Source organism: Streptococcus infantis (assembly GCF_047465185.1).
Taxonomy (GTDB): Bacteria; Bacillota; Bacilli; order Lactobacillales; family Streptococcaceae; genus Streptococcus; species Streptococcus infantis_O.
The window spans coordinates 653,575-672,245 of the sequence record NZ_JASHAJ010000001.1 but is presented as its reverse complement, the minus strand read 5'-3'; the positions used below and the strand labels follow the sequence as shown (position 1 = coordinate 672,245).

Below are 18,671 nucleotides of genomic sequence, written 5' to 3'. Positions count from 1 at the left end.
TCGCTAGATATGGTTTGGGTCAATTCCTTACCGTTATTGCTAGCATTTAACAAGGTCCCAATCTGTTAATTTACGAAGAAAAAGGAATTTATAGGAATTGAAAAAACCAATTATCGAATTCAGAAACGTTTCTAAAGTTTTTGAAGATAGTGACACTAAGGTTCTCAAGGATATTAACTTTGAGTTGGAAGAAGGAAAATTTTATACACTGCTAGGAGCTTCTGGTTCAGGAAAATCAACCATTCTCAATATTATCGCCGGTTTGCTAGACGCAACGACGGGTGATATTTTGCTAGACGGTGTTCGTATCAATGACATCCCGACCAATAAGCGCGATGTTCACACGGTCTTCCAATCTTACGCCTTGTTCCCTCACATGAATGTCTTTGAAAATGTTGCCTTTCCATTGCGATTGCGAAAGGTCGATAAAAAAGAAATCGAAAAACGTGTCTTAGAAGTTCTCAAGATGGTACAGCTTGAAGGATATGAAAAGCGATCTATCCGTAGGTTATCTGGAGGACAACGTCAGCGTGTAGCTATTGCGCGTGCGATTATCAACCAGCCTCGAGTGGTGCTCTTGGATGAGCCCTTGTCAGCACTGGACTTGAAGTTGCGGACAGACATGCAGTACGAACTACGTGAACTGCAACAACGCTTGGGTATCACCTTTGTCTTTGTTACTCACGATCAGGAAGAAGCCTTGGCCATGAGTGACTGGATTTTTGTCATGAATGACGGTGAGATTGTTCAGTCTGGGACACCAGTTGATATCTATGATGAGCCTATTAACCACTTTGTAGCCACCTTTATTGGTGAATCAAATATCTTGCCAGGAACCATGATTGAGGACTACTTGGTCGAGTTCAATGGCAAACGATTTGAAGCGGTTGACGGTGGGATGAAGCCAAATGAACCAGTCGAAGTCGTCATTCGTCCAGAGGACTTGCGCATTACTCTGCCAGAAGAAGGAAAACTTCAAGTGAAGGTCGATACGCAGCTCTTCCGTGGGGTTCACTATGAGATTATTGCTTATGATGAACTTGGCAATGAATGGATGATCCACTCAACTCGTAAGGCCATCGTTGGTGAGGAAATTGGTCTGGACTTTGAACCAGAAGACATCCACATCATGCGTCTCAATGAAACAGAAGAAGAGTTCGATGCTCGTATTGAAGAATATGTAGAAATTGAAGAGCATGAAGCAGGTTTAATTAACGCTATCGAGGAGGAGAGAGATGAAGAAAACAACCTCTAAACTCTTTGTAGTGCCCTACATGCTTTGGATTGCACTCTTTGTATTGGCACCCTTGGTCTTGATTTTTGGACAATCCTTTTTCAACATCGAAGGCCAGTTCAGTTTAGAAAACTATAAATCCTATTTTGCGTCACAAAACTTAACCTATCTCAAAATGAGTTTTAACTCAGTGCTCTATGCAGGAATTGTAACTCTGGTGACTCTTCTTATCAGCTATCCAACAGCCCTCTTCTTGACTCGTCTCAAGCACCGTCAACTATGGCTCATGCTAATCATTTTGCCGACCTGGATTAACCTGCTCCTTAAGGCCTATGCCTTTATCGGGATTTTTGGACAAAATGGTTCTATCAACCAATTCCTCGAATTTATCGGAATCGGTTCGCAGCAGTTGCTCTTTACAGATTTCTCATTTATTTTTGTCGCAAGCTATATCGAGCTTCCATTTATGATTTTGCCCATCTTCAATGTTTTAGATGATATGGATAATAATCTCATCAATGCCAGCTATGACCTCGGTGCGACCAAGTGGGAAACCTTCCGCCATGTCATCTTCCCTCTGTCAATGAACGGAGTACGAAGCGGAGTCCAATCCGTATTCATTCCGAGTCTGAGCCTCTTCATGTTGACCCGTTTGATTGGGGGGAACCGAGTCATTACCTTGGGGACTGCCATCGAGCAGAACTTCCTAACCAACGACAACTACGGTATGGGTTCAACTATCGGTGTTGTTCTTATCCTGACTATGTTCGTCACTATGTGGGTAACTAAGGAAAGGAGAGAACGATGAAAAAATTATCGAATCTTTACCTAGCCTTCGTCTTTATCGTCCTCTATCTGCCAATCTTCTACTTGATTGGTTATGCCTTCAATGCTGGGGATGATATGAATAGTTTTACAGGTTTTAGCTTATCTCACTTTGAAACTATGTTTGGTGATGGAAGGCTCATGCTGATTTTGGTTCAAACTTTTTTACTTGCCTTTCTATCAGCCTTGATTGCGACAGTGATTGGTACTTTTGGAGCTATCTACATCTACCAATCACGCAAGAGATACCAAGAAGCATTTCTATCACTCAATAACATTTTGATGGTTGCTCCAGACGTTATGATTGGTGCTAGTTTCTTGATTCTCTTTACACAACTTAAGTTTTCACTTGGATTTTTGACAGTTCTGTCTAGTCATGTGGCCTTCTCCATTCCAATCGTAGTGCTTATGGTCTTGCCTCGATTAAAAGAGATGAATGGAGATATGATTCATGCAGCCTATGACCTTGGAGCTAGTCAGTTCCAGATGTTCAAGGAAATTATGCTTCCTTACCTAACGCCTTCTATCATTGCAGGCTACTTCATGGCTTTCACCTATTCACTAGATGACTTTGCCGTGACCTTCTTTGTAACGGGGAATGGTTTTTCAACCCTCTCAGTTGAGATCTACTCTCGGGCTCGTAAGGGAATTTCGCTGGAAATCAATGCTCTTTCTGCCTTGGTCTTTCTCTTTAGTATTATCTTGGTTGTCGGCTATTACTTTATTTCGCGTGAGAAGGAGGATAAAGCATGAAAAAGCTCTATTCATTTTTAGCAGGAATTCTAGCCATTATCCTCGTCTTGTGGGGAATTTCTTACCATCTTGATAGTAAAATCAATAGTCGTGATAGTCAAAAATTGGTTATCTACAACTGGGGAGACTATATCGATCCTGAACTTCTGGAGAAATTTACAGAAGAAACGGGAATCCAAGTCCAGTACGAAACCTTTGACTCTAACGAAGCCATGTACACGAAAATCAAGCAGGGTGGAACAACCTATGATATTGCTATCCCAAGTGAGTACATGATTAACAAGATGAAGGATGAAAATCTTCTGGTTCCACTGGATTATAGTAAAATTGAGGGAATTGAGAATATCGGTCCAGAGTTTCTCAACCAGTCTTTTGACCCAAACAACCAGTACTCAATCCCATATTTCTGGGGAACTTTGGGAATTGTCTACAATGAAACCATGGTGGAAGAAGCGCCTGAACATTGGGATGACCTCTGGAAACCAGAATACAAGGATTCGATCATGCTCTTTGATGGGGCGCGTGAGGTTCTTGGTTTAGGTCTTAACTCACTAGGCTATAGCCTTAACTCAAAAAATCCAGAGCAACTGTCACAAACGGTTGATAAACTGTATGAGTTGACTCCTAATATCAAGGCTATTGTAGCCGATGAGATGAAGGGTTACATGATTCAGAATAATGCTGCTATCGGTGTGACTTTCTCAGGGGAAGCTAGCCAGATGTTGGAAAAGAATCCTAACCTCAAATATGTCGTTCCAACTGAAGCAAGTAACCTCTGGTTTGATAATATGGTTATTCCCAAGACTGTTAAGAACCAGGATGCAGCTTATGCCTTTATCAACTTCATGTTGAAACCCGAAAATGCTCTCAAGAATGCTGAGTATGTCGGCTACTCAACACCAAACAATACAGCTAGGGAAATGCTCCCAGAGGAGACAAAAGAGGATAAGTCCTTCTATCCAGATGCAGATACTATGAAACACCTAGAAGTTTATGAGAAATTTGACCATAAATGGACAGGTATCTATAGTGACCTCTTCCTACAATTTAAGATGTATCGGAAGTAGGACTATATAAAAGAAAACGAATCAGTTAAACTGGTTCGTTTTTTGAATAGTTGTATAGCTGTTTATTTTTACTATCCTATTTGCTTATTTTATAGCCTCGTAGTATACTAAGTTTATGCGAATAGAAAGCGGTAACAAAAAATTTTGAAAAAATATTTAAGCTCTTGACCGTTATTAAGCCCTTCTGTATAATGATATAGGAGAGGGATTATGCAAAGTTCTCCATATAAATAAAAGATAAATACAATATGAATGAAAAGATATATTTGAAGGACATTTTCAGATTTAATGAATTATTGTCACAACCAGAATACAAAGGATATCGTATTAAATTACGATTTAATAAGAATTGGGATGATTATAGTTTTGTTGATGATTATATCAGTGAATCTGAAGATTTTTTGCCTTGGATTTTGAGTAATGGTTCAGATAAAAAAAGTCGAAATCGTAGAAATGAAATTCAGTTTCAATTTATAGAAGTAGAGTACCATAAATGGCTTTTTGTTGGTGCCTATCTTATAAAAGAAAAGAATAGTCAGATAAAGAAAGTGGCCTATGGGAACCATCATGTCAAGTTTGCTTTAGCTGAACGATTAAAAGAGTATGATAAGTTTATAGAAAAAGTTTTGGTCAATCATGCCAATACTGGTCAATCATGGTTTTATGTTAATCCTAAAATAATTGAATCAGTTGTAGTAGAATCTGTAAACAGTATTTCCTATTTTAATCAAACGTCTCATTTTCCAGGTTATGAAAATATTTCATTTTCTTATCAAGAATTAAAGAAAAATTGGTCAAATAGTTCTTGGAGACGATATCTTTCAGCTGTTTATGGTGTCTATGTCATTACTGATGCTAAGACAGGAAAGCTCTATGTCGGTTCTGCTTATGGAGATAATGGAGTTTATGGAAGATGGTCTACATACTTAAGTGAAGGCTATGATAAATCCGAAATGGAAGAAAATCGTTATCCAAATAAAAGATTGTATGAAATAGTCGAAAAATATGGAATAAGTTATATTAAAAAGTATTTCCAATATAGTTTATTAGAGATTTTTCCAAAGAATGAAGTTGGAAAACAAAAAGCACTCCAACGTGAACGATATTGGAAGAAAGTATTAAAATCTAAAGAACATGGTTATAATGCAAATTAGGAGAGGCTATGAATAATTTGAATGATTGGGAAAAAGCTCGTCGAGAAGAAGAATTGAATCAAGAGCTAAAAAGACAAAATAATTTGTTGGAACAGCAGAGATGGGAACAGCAGTTTTCTAACCAAAAGCAACAGGCAGCACTAGATGAACAAAATCGCCTTGCTCGAGAACAACAAGAAACATTAAAAGAGAGAAATGAGTTAGAACGTCAGAGGCAATGGGATGAAGAATCTCGTCATCAAAGAGAGTTAGAATTACGTATAGAACAACAATATAAAGATAATATTTTTGATTTAAAAAAACTGTGGGCTAAAGCTGAATCAGAAGATGAGAGAGTTAGGATACAGATACTTCTAGCAGAAGCAGAAGCTGAATATGATGAGTATTTACTTGAGAAAGAGAGAGAAATAGAACGACAACGTTTGGCTTCGGAGCAATTTCAATTAAAACAACAGGAAGAAATAGAACAGAATGAAATATTAGAGCGTCGTAGACAAAAAATAAGTAGAATAAAGTGGCTTTTCGGAATAGCTATAAGCTTACTTTTATTAGTGATAATTGGAACTTTTTTCATAGGTATGACCAAGTCTAAATCATCTTATACTCATAACAGTAATAATCATTCAACTCAACCAACTACTTCAGAAACCTCGACTAGTACAACAACCACAAGTTCTCCTAGTACTAGTAAATCTCAAGATAAACAAAGATCAACAACATCTCCCACTACTAGACCACAAGCTACAAAAGTATATATTGGAAACTTTATTGGCCGAAAATCAATAGATGTGGTTGCTGAGCTCAAGGAGAAAAAAGTTCCTGAAAATCTTATTAAGATTGTAGAAGAAGAATCAAGTGAAACAGAGGCAGGTCTTGTTATGAAACAAAGTCTGCCAGAAGGAACCACTTATGATCTTAGAAATGCGACGGAGATTACTTTGACCGTTGCCAAGAAGGTAACAAGAGTTCCTATGCCAAGTTATATTGGATCAAGCCTTGAATTTACCAAGAATAACTTGATTCAGATAGTAGGTGTAAAAGAGGCTAATATTGAAGTGGTAGAAGTCTCCACAGCTCCAGAAGGAACTGCTGAAGAGACTGTAGTTAGCCAAAGTCCAAAACCAGGTGAAGGTGTAGATTTGAACAATACACGAATTAAAATTTCAATATATAAGCCCAAAACTACTCAAACATCACAAGGCAACTCTAGGTAAATTAAGAGATTTAAAGCTAAATTTATGATTCATGGCATTTACCTTGACCCCAAGATAAAAAAACAGTATAATAGGAATGTTGAGAATTGATTTTCTCCCCATCTTAGTTCAGAGAATTGGCGGTGCTGCGAGCCATCTAAGATAGAAAATCATGCTACTCAATCACACAATTGCATAAGAATAAGAGAATGACAAGTTCATTGAATGAAGGTGGTACCGCGGTTTTTCGCCCTTCGTGATATGGATTTGTCTTTTATTTTTGGAGGTGTTTATGAGAACATTTCATGTCAAACAAAAATTCCGCATAGGTGGTGAACGTTTTGATATCAAGGATGATAGGGGAGAAATCGCCTATCAGGTAGAAGGTTCTTTTTTTAATATTCCCAAAACATTTACTATCTATGATGCAGATAACCAAAAGGTCAGTGAGATTCGAAAAGAAGTCATGACCTTCTTGCCCCGTTTTGAAATTCAACTGAGTAACGGAGATAGCTTTTACATCCGCAAGACATTTACTTTCTTTAGAGATAAGTATGAATTTGACAACCTGGGTCTTCGCATTGAAGGAGATATTTGGGATTGGGATTTCAAACTTTTGGATGACCGAGATCAAGTGATTGCAGAGATTACCAAGGAACTTTTCCATTTAACCTCTACCTATACTGTAACAGTCTATGACGAATCTTATGCAGACCTAGTTATTTCCCTCTGTGTCGCTATCGACTATGTGGAAATGCTAGAAAGAGACTCAAATTAGTAAAAAGGAGATACATATGAAACAATTATCTAGTGCACAAGTCCGCCAAATGTGGCTTGATTTCTGGGCTACAAAAGGCCACTCAGTAGAACCATCCGTTAGCTTGGTTCCAGTAAACGACCCAACCCTTTTGTGGATCAACTCAGGGGTTGCCACTCTTAAAAAATACTTCGATGGAACTATCAAACCTGAAAATCCACGTATTACCAATGCTCAAAAAGCCATCCGTACCAACGATATCGAAAACGTAGGGAAGACTGCCCGTCACCATACCATGTTTGAAATGTTGGGGAACTTCTCAATCGGGGATTACTTCCGTGACGAAGCAATTACATGGGCATATGAGCTTTTGACAAGTCCTGAGTGGTTTGACTTCCCTAAAGACAAACTTTACATGACATACTATCCAGATGACAAGGATTCATACAACCGCTGGATTGAAGTGGGAGTAGATCCAAGTCATTTGATCCCAATTGAAGACAACTTCTGGGAAATCGGTGCGGGACCTTCTGGACCTGATACAGAAATCTTCTTCGACCGTGGAGAAGCCTTTGACCCTGAAAACATTGGTCTTCGTCTTCTTGCAGAAGATATCGAAAATGACCGTTATATCGAAATCTGGAACATTGTATTGTCACAATTTAACGCTGATCCAGCTGTACCTCGTAGCGAGTACAAGGAATTGCCACACAAAAACATTGATACGGGCGCTGGATTGGAGCGTTTGGTAGCTGTTATCCAAGGTGCTAAGACCAACTTTGAAACAGACCTCTTCATGCCAATCATTCGTGAAGTTGAGAAATTATCTGGTAAGGTTTATGACCAAGATGGCGACAACATGAGCTTCAAGGTTATTGCAGACCACATCCGTTCTCTTTCATTTGCTATCGGTGATGGTGCCCTTCCTGGAAATGAAGGTCGTGGTTATGTCCTCCGTCGTCTTCTCCGCCGTGCCTCTATGCATGGTCAAAAATTGGGCATCAATGAGCCTTTCCTTTACAAACTGGTTCCAACTGTTGGAAAAATCATGGAAAGCTACTACCCAGAAGTGCTTGAAAAACGTGACTTTATAGAAAAAATCGTTAAGAGCGAGGAAGAGTCATTTGCTCGTACCCTTCACTCAGGTCAACATTTTGCAGAAACCATCGTGGCAGACTTGAAAGAAAAAGGTCAATCTGTCATCGCTGGTCAAGATGTCTTCAAACTCTACGATACATACGGATTCCCAGTAGAATTGACAGAAGAAATCGCTGAAGAAGCAGGAATGACTGTTGACCGTGAAGGTTTTGAAGCGGCTATGAAGGAACAACAAGAACGTGCGCGTGCATCTGCTGTCAAAGGTGGATCTATGGGGATGCAAAATGAAACCCTTCAAAACATCACAGTGGAAAGTGTCTTCAACTACAATGCTAGCCAATTGTCTTCTAAGTTGGTGGCTATCGTAGCTGACAATGCTGAAGTAGAAGCTGTAGCTGAAGGAACTGCGTCACTTATCTTTGCAGAAACTCCATTCTACGCTGAAATGGGTGGACAGGTTGCGGACCATGGTCAAATCATGGATGCTCAAGGAAATGTTGTAGCGACAGTGACAGATGTTCAAAAAGCACCAAACGGACAAGCACTCCATACCGTTGAAGTTCTTGCGCCACTTGCTTTGAACCAAGAATACACATTGGCTATCGATAGCAATCGTCGTCATCGTGTCATGAAGAACCACACAGCCACTCACTTGCTCCATGCAGCTCTTCATAATATCCTTGGCCACCATGCTACTCAAGCAGGTTCACTTAATGAAGTAGAATTCCTTCGCTTTGACTTCACTCACTTCCAAGCTGTCACTCCTGAAGAATTGCGTGCTATTGAGCAACAAGTCAATGAGAAGATTTGGGAAGCTATCGCAGTCGAAACGATTGAAACAGATATCGATACTGCTAAAGAAATGGGAGCGATGGCCCTTTTTGGTGAGAAATACGGTAAAGAAGTCCGTGTTGTAACGATCGGGGACTATTCAGTGGAGCTTTGTGGTGGTACCCACGTTGGCAATACTTCTGAGATTGGTCTCTTCAAGATTGTCAAAGAAGAAGGGATTGGATCAGGAACTCGTCGTATCTTGGCAGTGACTGGTAAGGAAGCCTTTGAAGCTTACCGTGAACAAGAAGATGCACTAAAAGCAGTCGCAGCAACCTTGAAAGCCCCTCAACTCAAGGAAGTTCCTCATAAGGTTGAAGGACTTCAAGAGCAACTTCGTCAATTGCAAAAAGAAAATGCAGAATTGAAGGAAAAAGCAGCGGCTGCAGCAGCCGGTGATGTCTTCAAGAATGTTCAAGAAGCAAATGGTCACAGCTTTATCGCAAGCCAAGTTTCTGTATCAGATGCAGGTGCCCTTCGTACCTTCGCAGATAACTGGAAACAAAAAGACTACTCTGATGTCCTTGTTCTTGTCGCAGCCATCGGTGACAAAGTGAACGTCCTTGTAGCCAGCAAGACAAAAGATGTACACGCAGGTAATATGATTAAAGAATTGGCTCCAATCGTTGATGGACGTGGCGGTGGAAAACCAGACATGGCCATGGCAGGAGGAAGCAACCAAGCGAAAATCCAAGAATTGTTGGATGCGGTAGCAGGTAAATTGTAAGAAAGCAAAGATCTATCCAGTAGGGTAGGTCTTTTTTTATGAATAAGAAAAAACTCCTCACTGGAGTGAGGAGTTAAGTAGTTACTTGAAATTAAACAATCCCTTGCGCAATCATAGCGTTTGCTACGTTTTCGAAGGCAGCGATATTTGCACCTGCAAGGTAGTCAGTTCCAAGACCGTAAGTTTCTGCAGTTGTTTTAGCTGTGTTGAAGATGTTAGTCATGATATCTTTCAAACGACCGTCAACTTCTTCACGTGTCCATGAAAGGCGAAGGCTGTTTTGGCTCATTTCAAGAGCGGATACAGCTACCCCACCAGCATTGGCAGCTTTAGCAGGTCCGTAAAGGATTCCATTTTCCTTGTAGACTTTAATCGCTTCAAGGTCGCTAGGCATGTTAGCTCCTTCAGATACACAGATAACTCCTTGAGCAACCAAGCGTTTCGCAGCTTCACCGTTGATTTCGTTTTGAGTCGCACATGGAAGAGCGATATCGTAGTTTCCAGTGTAAGTCCATACAGAACCTTCGTGGTATGTAGCAGTTGGTTTTTCTGCAGCATACTCTGTCAAACGAGCACGGCGTTTTTCTTTAACGTCTGTAAGAAGGTCGAAGTCGATACCATTTTCATCAATAACATAACCGTTTGAGTCAGAAACTGAGATAACAGTTGCACCAAGTTCAGTTGCTTTTTGAAGAGCGTATTGAGCTACGTTACCAGAACCTGAAATAACAACTTTCTTACCTGCAAAGCTGTTGCCGTTTGCTTTAAGCATTTCTTCAGTGTAGTAAACCAATCCATAACCAGTTGCTTCTGGACGAATCAAGCTACCACCAAATCCAAGAGGTTTACCAGTCAAGACACCAGCATCAAATTGGTTGAGACGTTTGTATTGTCCGTAAAGGTAACCAATCTCACGTCCACCTACACCGATATCACCAGCAGGTACGTCAAGAGATGGTCCGATGTATTTTTGCAATTCAGTCATGAAGCTTTGGCAGAAGCGCATCACTTCAGCATCAGTTTTGCCTTTAGGATCGAAGTCTGATCCCCCTTTACCTCCACCGATTGGAAGTCCTGTCAAAACATTTTTAAAGATTTGTTCGAATCCGAGGAATTTCAGAATCCCTTGGTTAACAGTTGGGTGGAAACGAAGTCCGCCTTTATATGGTCCAACAGCTGAGTTAAATTGAACACGGTAACCACGGTTAACTTGAACTTTTCCGTCACGGTCAACCCAAGGAACACGGAAGCTAATTACGCGCTCAGGCTCAGTGATACGTGCCAAGATATTTTCTTCAATATACTCAGGGTGTTTTTCAAAGACAGGCTCCAAAGTGCTGAAAAATTCTTCAACCGCCTGGAGAAATTCAGCCTCATGCCCGTTACGAGCTTTTACAGTTTCAAACACGCTTTGGATATATTCTTTAGCAGATGTCATATCGTTCTCCTTTTTGTTGTCATATTTTATTACATGAGACATTATAGCAGAAAAATTTTTCACTGTAAAGAAAAAAACATAAATTTTCTAAAAATTCTTTCAATTTGGATTAGCTAGTTTTATTAGCTGAATAAGAACCTTTTCATATGATTAGTTTTATTAAAAGAGTCCTGCCAAAGTATGGTATAATAGTAGCAATATAAAGGAATCTGGAGGAATAGAATCATGGTATCAACTAAAACACAGATCGCTGGTTTTGAGTTTGACAATTGCTTGATGAATGCAGCAGGAGTTGCTTGTATGACAGTTGAGGAATTGGAAGGTGTTAAAAACTCAGCAGCAGGAACCTTTGTCACTAAAACAGCAACCTTGGAATTTCGTCAGGGGAATCCTGAACCACGCTACCAAGATGTTCCACTTGGCTCTATCAACTCTATGGGTCTGCCAAATAATGGTTTAGACTATTACCTGAACTACCTTTTGGAATTACAAGAAAAGGAACCAAATCGTACCTTCTTTCTATCTTTAGTTGGAATGTCTCCAGAGGAAACTCATACCATTTTGAAGAAGGTGCAAGAAAGTGATTTTCGTGGTCTAACTGAACTCAATCTCTCATGTCCCAATGTTCCAGGAAAACCTCAGATTGCCTATGATTTTGAAACAACAGACCGTATCTTGTCAGAAGTCTTTGAGTATTTTACAAAACCTCTAGGAATTAAGCTACCACCTTATTTTGATATAGTTCACTTTGACCAGGCTGCAGCTATTTTTAACAAATATCCGCTCAAATTTGTCAATTGTGTCAACTCTATTGGAAATGGTCTTTATATAGAAGACGAGTCTGTCGTGATTCGTCCTAAGAACGGCTTTGGTGGAATTGGTGGAGAATACATTAAACCAACTGCCCTTGCCAACGTTCATGCCTTTTATCAACGCTTAAATCCTCAGATTCAAATCATCGGAACTGGTGGAGTATTAACGGGGCGTGATGCCTTTGAACATATCCTATGTGGTGCCAGCATGGTACAAGTAGGAACTACCCTACACAAAGAAGGTGTGGGTGCTTTTGAGCGTATTACAAAGGAACTCAAAGAAATTATGTCGGAAAAAGGATACCAAAGCCTAGAGGATTTCCGTGGAAAATTGAATTATATGGATTAAACGGAAGCTAAATTAAAAAGAAAGGAGAATAAATGCTAGCCATAGAAGAAAGTCGAAAGCTATCCTTAGCGAACCTTCCTAGTTTGACCCTGTTTACAGGGGCTGATCAAGGACAGTATGACGTCATGAAAGCACAAGTTCTAAAGCAAATCGGATATGATCCTGCAGATTTGAATTTTGCTTATTTTGACATGAAAGAAGTAGACTACAAAAGCTTGGAGCTAGAGTTGGTCAGTCTTCCTTTCTTTGCGGATGAAAAAATTGTTATTTTAGATCATTTTCTCGATATTACAACTGCTAAAAAACGCTATCTAACTGATGATGAGCTAAAGGCCTTTGAAGACTATCTGGAAAATCCAGTACCCTCAAGTAAATTAGTAATCTTTGCTGAAGGCAAGTTAGATAGCAAGAGACGTTTGGTCAAATTACTTAAGCGTGATGCGACAGTATTTGAGGCTCTTGAACCTAAAGAGCAAGAGTTGCGAGCCTATTTTCAAAAGTGGGCTCAGGAACAAGAACTTTCCTTTGATGGAAATTCCTTTGAACAGTTGCTTATCAAATCTAGTTTTCAATTCAGTGAAATTCAGAAAAACTTGCTCTTCTTACAGTCTTATAAGGATAGTGGTCTGATAACAGAAGAAGATATTGTTGAAGCCATTCCAAAGACTTTGCAGGATAATATTTTTGATTTGACCCAATTAATATTAACTAAGAAAATTGATCAGGCACGAGATTTAGTTAAAGATTTGACCTTACAGGGTGAAGATGAGATTAAACTGATTGCCATTATGCTGGGGCAGTTTAGACTCTATACCCAGGTAAAAATATTGCAAGAGTCTGGTCAGACAGAATCACAGATGGTCAGCAGTTTGGGGCACTATCTTGGTCGCAATCCGAATCCCTATCAAATCAAATTTGCCCTTCGTGATACGCGAGGATTGTCCCTGAAATTCCTGCAGGATTCTATTCGTTATCTCATCCAGGCAGATTATCAAATTAAGACTGGTGTTTACGAAAAAGGGTACTTGTTTGAGAAAGCTTTATTGCAGATTGCGAGCCAGTCAAATTGAGCAAATAACTTGAAAAAAAAGGTTGTTTGTGTTATCATTTTTATATAGAAAGAAAAGAGGTATTACAGATGGCTATTATCTTACCAGATCTTCCATACGCTTACGATGCATTGGAACCATACATCGATGCTGAAACAATGCACTTGCACCATGACAAACATCACCAAACATATGTCAACAACGCAAACGCAGCTCTTGAAAAACACCCTGAAATTAGTGAAGACCTTGAAGCATTGCTTGCTGATGTAGAATCTATCCCAGCTGATATCCGTCAAGCGCTTATCAACAACGGTGGTGGACACTTGAACCATGCTCTTTTCTGGGAATTGATGACTCCTGAAAAAACAGCTCCTTCAGCAGAACTTGCAGCAGCAATCGATGCAACATTTGGTTCATTCGAAGAATTCCAAGCAGCATTTACTGTGGCAGCAACAACTCGTTTCGGTTCTGGATGGGCATGGTTGGTTGTTAACAAAGAAGGTAAACTTGAAGTGACTTCAACAGCAAACCAAGATACACCAATCTCAGAAGGTAAAAAACCAATCTTGGGCTTGGACGTTTGGGAACATGCCTACTACGTGAAATACCGCAACGTTCGTCCTGACTACATCAAAGCTTTCTTCTCAGTTATCAACTGGAACAAAGTAGACGAGCTTTACGCAGCAGCTAAATAATCGCATTTGATAACACCCCTTTTTAGTTGGATTTTGGGTCTAGCTTTAAAGGTGTTTTTTTGTTTCCTTTTTTAGAAGTAACTGTCTCATGATTTTCCTTTGTTGGATAGGCTTTATTTATGGTATAATGATAAGATAGAAAACGAAGGAGAAATCATGAATATTCAACAATTACGCTACGTTGTTGCTATTGCAAATAGTGGTACTTTTCGTGAAGCTGCTGAGAAAATGTACGTTAGCCAACCCAGTCTATCTATTTCTGTAAGAGATCTGGAGAAAGAGCTAGGATTCAAGATTTTCCGCAGAACTAGTTCGGGTACCTTTCTTACTCGCCGTGGAATGGAATTTTATGAAAAGGCCCAAGAGTTAGTAAAAGGGTTTGATGTATTTCAAAATCAGTATGCTAATCCTGAAGAGGAGAAGGATGAGTTTTCAATAGCCAGCCAGCACTATGATTTCTTGCCACCAACCATTACAGCATTTTCACAACAATATCCTGAATATAAAAATTTCCGTATTTTTGAATCTACAACTGTTCAGATTTTGGATGAAGTAGCCCAAGGTCATAGTGAGATTGGGATTATTTACCTCAACAATCAAAACCAAAAGGGTATCATGCAACGGGTTGAAAAGTTAGGCCTTGAAGTGATTGAGTTGATTCCTTTCCAGACGCATATCTATCTTCGTGAAGGACATCCTTTAGCCAAGAAAAAAGAGTTGGTTATGGAGGATTTAGTTGATTTGCCAACAGTTCGATTCACACAAGAAAAGGATGAATATCTCTATTACTCAGAGAACTTTGTGGATACAAGTGCTAGCTCTCAAATGTTTAATGTAACTGACCGTGCTACTTTAAATGGAATTCTTGAAAGAACAAATGCTTATGCGACTGGTTCTGGATTCTTAGATAGCGATAGTGTGAACGGAATCACCGTTATTCCGCTAAATGATAATCTCAATAATCGCATGGTTTATGTGAAACGTGAGGAAGTAGACTTGAGTCAAGCAGGGACTTTATTTGTAGAGGTCATGCAAGAGTATTTTGATCAGAAGAGGAAAGCATGAAAAAAAGAGGAATAGTAGCAGGAATTATAGCTGCCTTGATTGTATTAGATCAATTGGTAAAGGCTTATGTCGTTCATAATATTGCTCTTGATGAAATCAAATCATGGATTCCAAATCTAGTTAGTTTAACCTATCTGCAAAATAGGGGAGCAGCTTTTTCTATGCTTCAAGATCAACAGTGGTTTTTTGCGGTGATTACTCTAGTAGTTATGGCAGGGGCTATCTGGTATTTGCACAAGCATATAGAAGATTCCCTCTGGACAGTCTTTGGATTGGTTCTGATTATTGCAGGTGGTCTGGGAAACTTCATTGATCGCATTAGCCAAGGATTTGTCGTGGATATGTTTCACTTAGACTTTATCAATTTTGCGATTTTCAATGTGGCTGATAGTTATCTAACAGTAGGGGTCGTTGTATTATTGCTTGCAATGCTAAAAGAGGAAATGAATGGAAATTAAAATTGAAACAGGTGGACTACGTTTAGATAAGGCTTTGTCAGATTTGACAGAATTGTCTCGTAGTCTCGCCAATGAACAAATCAAGTCTGGTCAAGTCTTGGTCAACGGCCAGGTTAAGAAAGCCAAGTATACGGTCCAAGAGGGGGATATGATCACTTATCAAATTCCCGAACCAGAAGTTTTAGAGTATGTAGCTGAAGATATTCCTCTTGAAATCATTTATCAAGATGAGGATGTAGCAGTAGTCAATAAACCTCAAGGCATGGTTGTTCATCCAAGTGCTGGTCATACCAGTGGTACCTTGGTGAATGCCCTTATGTATCATATTAAGGACTTATCAGGAATTAATGGTGTGCTGCGGCCAGGGATTGTCCATCGTATCGATAAGGACACATCTGGGCTTCTCATGATTGCTAAAAACGATGAAGCTCACATGGCACTGGCTCAAGAATTGAAAGACAAGAAATCTCTTCGAAAATATTGGGCTATTGTTCATGGTAATCTTCCAAATGACAGAGGTGTCATTGAGGCGCCGATTGGTCGTAGCGAAAAAGACCGTAAGAAACAGGCTGTGACTGCCAAAGGGAAACCAGCAGTGACACGTTTCCAAGTCTTAGAACGCTTTGGTGACTATTCTTTATTAGAGTTGCAACTGGAAACAGGACGAACTCATCAAATCCGTGTGCACATGGCTTATATCGGTCATCCTGTCGCTGGTGATGAGGTATACGGTCCTCGTAAAACCCTAAAGGGACATGGACAATTTCTCCATGCCAAGACGCTAGGATTTACCCATCCAAGAACTGGGGAAACGCTGGAATTTACTGCTGATATCCCAGATATCTTCAAGCAAACCTTGGAGAAACTTAGAAAAGAACAATAAAAAAAGGACTCAATTGAGTCCTTTTTTATTTGCGTTTTTTCTTAGCTTTTTTCATTTTATTAGCCATGCGTTTCATGGATTGCTTCATAGCAAATTCACCGATTTTACCCTTGAGACCTCCACCAAGCATCTGGCTCATATCAGGCATTCCGGCTCCTCCAAGAGCAGACATATCCGGCATACCGCCTTGTCCCATCATACCTTCAAGGGCTGAGATATCCATGCCACCAGGCATATTTTTAGGAAGGTTGTTAGGGTTGATGCCCATTTGCTTCATCATCTTGTTCATGTCACCAGACATGACACCTTGCATGAGTTGTTTGGCTTGGTTAAAGTCTTTGATGAACTTGTTGACATCGATAAAGGTATTACCAGAACCAGCTGCAATACGACGACGACGGCTTGGAGTGAGCAAATCTGGATTTTCACGTTCTTCAGGAGTCATAGATGAGACGATGGCACGTTTGCGAGCAATTTGTTTTTCATCCACCTTCATATTTTGAAGGGCAGGATTGTTGGCCATACCAGGAATCATCTTGAGCAAATCTTCCATCGGCCCCATATTTTGCACCTGATCCAACTGATCGATGAAATCGTTGAAATCAAAGGTGTTTTCCCGCATCTTTTCAGCCATTTCTAGGGCTTTTTGCTCATCGTATTCTTGGGAAGCTTTCTCAATCAGAGTCAGCATATCTCCCATACCGAGAATACGGCTTGCCATACGGTCAGGGTGGAAGGTTTCAATGTCGGTAATCTTTTCACCAGTACCAGTGAATTTGATTGGTTTTCCTGTGATATGACGAACAGAAAGGGCCGCACCACCACGAGTATCCCCGTCAATCTTGGTAAGGATGACACCGGTAACTTCTAATTGAGCGTTAAATTCTCGCGCAACGTTAGCAGCTTCTTGACCAATCATGGCATCGATGACGAGAAGGATTTCATTTGGTTGAGCAAGAGCTTTAACATCACGGAGCTCGTTCATGAGGAGTTCATCAATTTGCAAACGACCTGCCGTATCAATCAAAACATAGTCATTATGGTTGGCTTTAGCTTGCTCCAAACCTTGGCGAACAATCTCCACTGCAGGAACTTCAGTTCCAAGAGCAAAGACAGGAACATCAATTTGTTGTCCGAGAGTTTTTAGCTGGTCAATAGCTGCAGGACGATAGATGTCGGCTGCAATCATCAGAGGACGAGCATCCTCTTCCTTTTTAAGTTTGTTAGCAAGTTTTCCAGCAAAGGTTGTTTTACCAGCACCCTGCAAACCGACCATCATGATGATTGTAGGAATCTTAGGAGACTTGATAATCTCAGCTGTATCAGAACCAAGAACTTCCGTCAACTCCTCATTAACAATCTTGATGATTTGTTGAGCTGGATTGAGGGTATCAATGACTTCATGCCCGACCGCGCGTTCACGAATTTTTTTGATAAAATCCTTAACTACAGGTAAAGCAACGTCGGCTTCTAAAAGCGCCAGACGAATTTCCTTGGTTGCTTCTTGGATATCACTCTCTGTGATTTTTCCTTTTTTACGTAGATTTTTAAAGACGTTCTGTAAACGTTCTGTTAAATTTTCAAATGCCATATTTTTCTCCTATTTATTCAATTCAGTGGAAATCGTCCGAAATGTTGCAAACACTCTAGTTCTTCAGGTGTGACTTCTTTCATGATTTCATTTGGATATCCCCAACAGCTAAAACCTATTTGCATAGCTTTGGAGATATCATTGGGCGAGATAATCTGTAGTCGAGTAGGAAATGGTTCCTCTGCGGCTAATAGTTTGCAAGGTATTCCTTGATAATTAACTAGACTGCCCATGATTACTCCCGATTGTCAATACTTGTTAAAATCTCAACTTGCTCTTGGAGAAAAGCATCTTCTGGATAGCGCTCAATGATCTGATCAAAAATCTGACTGCGGACAATGTAATCAGAGTACATATGAAGCTTCATCTCGTAATCTTCCAGTATTTTTTCTGTGCGTTTGATATTATCATAAACAGCCTGACGACTGACACCGAATTCTTCAGCAATTTCAGCTAAACTATAGTCGTCTGCATAGTAGAGCTCGATATAGTTCATCTGCTTATCAGTCAAAAGGGCTGCATAAAATTCAAACAGAGCATTCATTCGATTGGTTTTTTCAATTTCCATAAGATTTATTATACCAAAAAATAGCTTGAACTGCTAGTAATGGATTGATTTTAAACACAAGTCAGAAAAAGGACTTTTAACGGTTATTTTCTGACTAAGAAACCTTTTTTTGGTATAATGGAGT

The 18,671-nt window shown here is 39.8% G+C and carries 17 protein-coding genes and 1 pseudogene; 14 read left to right on the top strand and 4 right to left on the bottom strand.

Annotated elements, in window-relative coordinates; genetic code table 11:
- Positions 1–97: 97 nt before the first annotated feature.
- From QM382_RS03375 to alaS, 8 genes and pseudogenes are all read left to right on the top strand, one after another.
- Positions 98–1,255 (top strand): ABC transporter ATP-binding protein, encoded by a 1,158-nt coding sequence (locus QM382_RS03375; RefSeq protein WP_036754586.1) that lies wholly within the window; start codon positions 98–100, stop codon positions 1,253–1,255.
- Positions 1,236–2,042, top strand: a complete 807-nt coding sequence (locus QM382_RS03370; protein ID WP_016466000.1) for an ABC transporter permease — start codon at positions 1,236–1,238, stop codon at positions 2,040–2,042. Before QM382_RS03375 ends, QM382_RS03370 begins: the two co-directional genes overlap by 20 nt.
- Positions 2,039–2,812 carry an ABC transporter permease gene (locus QM382_RS03365; RefSeq protein ID WP_049494582.1) on the top strand — a complete coding sequence of 258 codons (774 nt, stop codon included), beginning with the start codon at positions 2,039–2,041 and terminating at the stop codon, positions 2,810–2,812. The genes QM382_RS03370 and QM382_RS03365 overlap by 4 nt, the downstream gene beginning before the upstream one ends.
- On the top strand, positions 2,809–3,879 hold the full coding sequence (locus tag QM382_RS03360) for an ABC transporter substrate-binding protein (RefSeq protein WP_414272435.1): 1,071 nt from the start codon (positions 2,809–2,811) through the stop codon (positions 3,877–3,879). The genes QM382_RS03365 and QM382_RS03360 overlap by 4 nt, the downstream gene beginning before the upstream one ends.
- 248 nt (positions 3,880–4,127) lie before the next feature.
- The gene (locus QM382_RS03355) at positions 4,128–5,033 is read left to right on the top strand and encodes a GIY-YIG nuclease family protein (protein ID WP_414272434.1); all 906 of its coding nucleotides are present in this window, start codon (positions 4,128–4,130) and stop codon (positions 5,031–5,033) included.
- Between the two features lie 758 nt (positions 5,034–5,791).
- Positions 5,792–6,247 (top strand): annotated as a pseudogene (locus tag QM382_RS03350) (PASTA domain-containing protein); the annotation flags it as partial.
- 271 nt (positions 6,248–6,518) lie between these two features.
- Complete coding sequence (locus QM382_RS03345; RefSeq protein ID WP_414272433.1) at positions 6,519–7,004, top strand: LURP-one-related/scramblase family protein; 486 nt, start codon at positions 6,519–6,521, stop codon at positions 7,002–7,004.
- A gap of 16 nt (positions 7,005–7,020) precedes the next feature.
- On the top strand, positions 7,021–9,639 hold the full coding sequence (alaS, locus tag QM382_RS03340; protein WP_414272432.1) for an alanine--tRNA ligase: 2,619 nt from the start codon (positions 7,021–7,023) through the stop codon (positions 9,637–9,639).
- Positions 9,640–9,730: 91 nt separating this feature from the next.
- On the opposite strand, the gene gdhA is transcribed toward alaS, so the two are convergent.
- Positions 9,731–11,077 (bottom strand): NADP-specific glutamate dehydrogenase, encoded by a 1,347-nt coding sequence (gdhA, locus tag QM382_RS03335; protein WP_006150755.1) that lies wholly within the window; start codon positions 11,075–11,077, stop codon positions 9,731–9,733.
- A gap of 225 nt (positions 11,078–11,302) precedes the next feature.
- On the opposite strand from gdhA, the gene QM382_RS03330 reads away from it, so the two are divergent.
- The 6 genes from QM382_RS03330 to QM382_RS03305 all read left to right on the top strand — a co-directional run bounded on the left by QM382_RS03330 (position 11,303) and on the right by QM382_RS03305 (position 16,388).
- Positions 11,303–12,238, top strand: coding sequence for a dihydroorotate oxidase (locus tag QM382_RS03330; RefSeq protein ID WP_414272431.1), 936 nt, complete (start codon positions 11,303–11,305; stop codon positions 12,236–12,238).
- Positions 12,239–12,270: 32 nt separating this feature from the next.
- The gene (gene holA / locus QM382_RS03325; RefSeq protein WP_414272430.1) at positions 12,271–13,308 is read left to right on the top strand and encodes a DNA polymerase III subunit delta; all 1,038 of its coding nucleotides are present in this window, start codon (positions 12,271–12,273) and stop codon (positions 13,306–13,308) included.
- 68 nt (positions 13,309–13,376) lie between these two features.
- Entirely contained in the window at positions 13,377–13,982 is a 606-nt protein-coding gene (gene sodA / locus QM382_RS03320; protein WP_414272429.1) for a superoxide dismutase SodA, read from the top strand.
- Between the two features lie 156 nt (positions 13,983–14,138).
- On the top strand, positions 14,139–15,047 hold the full coding sequence (locus QM382_RS03315) for a LysR family transcriptional regulator (protein ID WP_006150820.1): 909 nt from the start codon (positions 14,139–14,141) through the stop codon (positions 15,045–15,047).
- Positions 15,044–15,505 carry a signal peptidase II gene (gene lspA, locus QM382_RS03310; protein WP_414272428.1) on the top strand — a complete coding sequence of 154 codons (462 nt, stop codon included), beginning with the start codon at positions 15,044–15,046 and terminating at the stop codon, positions 15,503–15,505. Before QM382_RS03315 ends, lspA begins: the two co-directional genes overlap by 4 nt.
- Complete coding sequence (locus QM382_RS03305) at positions 15,495–16,388, top strand: RluA family pseudouridine synthase (RefSeq protein WP_414272427.1); 894 nt, start codon at positions 15,495–15,497, stop codon at positions 16,386–16,388. The genes lspA and QM382_RS03305 overlap by 11 nt, the downstream gene beginning before the upstream one ends.
- Positions 16,389–16,413: 25 nt before the next feature.
- On the opposite strand, the gene ffh is transcribed toward QM382_RS03305, so the two are convergent.
- The 3 genes from ffh to QM382_RS03290 are packed head-to-tail and all read right to left on the bottom strand — an operon-like array spanning position 16,414 to position 18,547.
- Entirely contained in the window at positions 16,414–17,979 is a 1,566-nt protein-coding gene (gene ffh / locus QM382_RS03300) for a signal recognition particle protein (RefSeq protein WP_414272426.1), read from the bottom strand.
- Between the two features lie 17 nt (positions 17,980–17,996).
- Entirely contained in the window at positions 17,997–18,212 is a 216-nt protein-coding gene (locus QM382_RS03295; RefSeq protein ID WP_049494484.1) for a hypothetical protein, read from the bottom strand.
- Between the two features lie 2 nt (positions 18,213–18,214).
- Entirely contained in the window at positions 18,215–18,547 is a 333-nt protein-coding gene (locus QM382_RS03290) for a putative DNA-binding protein (RefSeq protein ID WP_004252600.1), read from the bottom strand.
- Positions 18,548–18,671 lie beyond the last annotated feature (124 nt).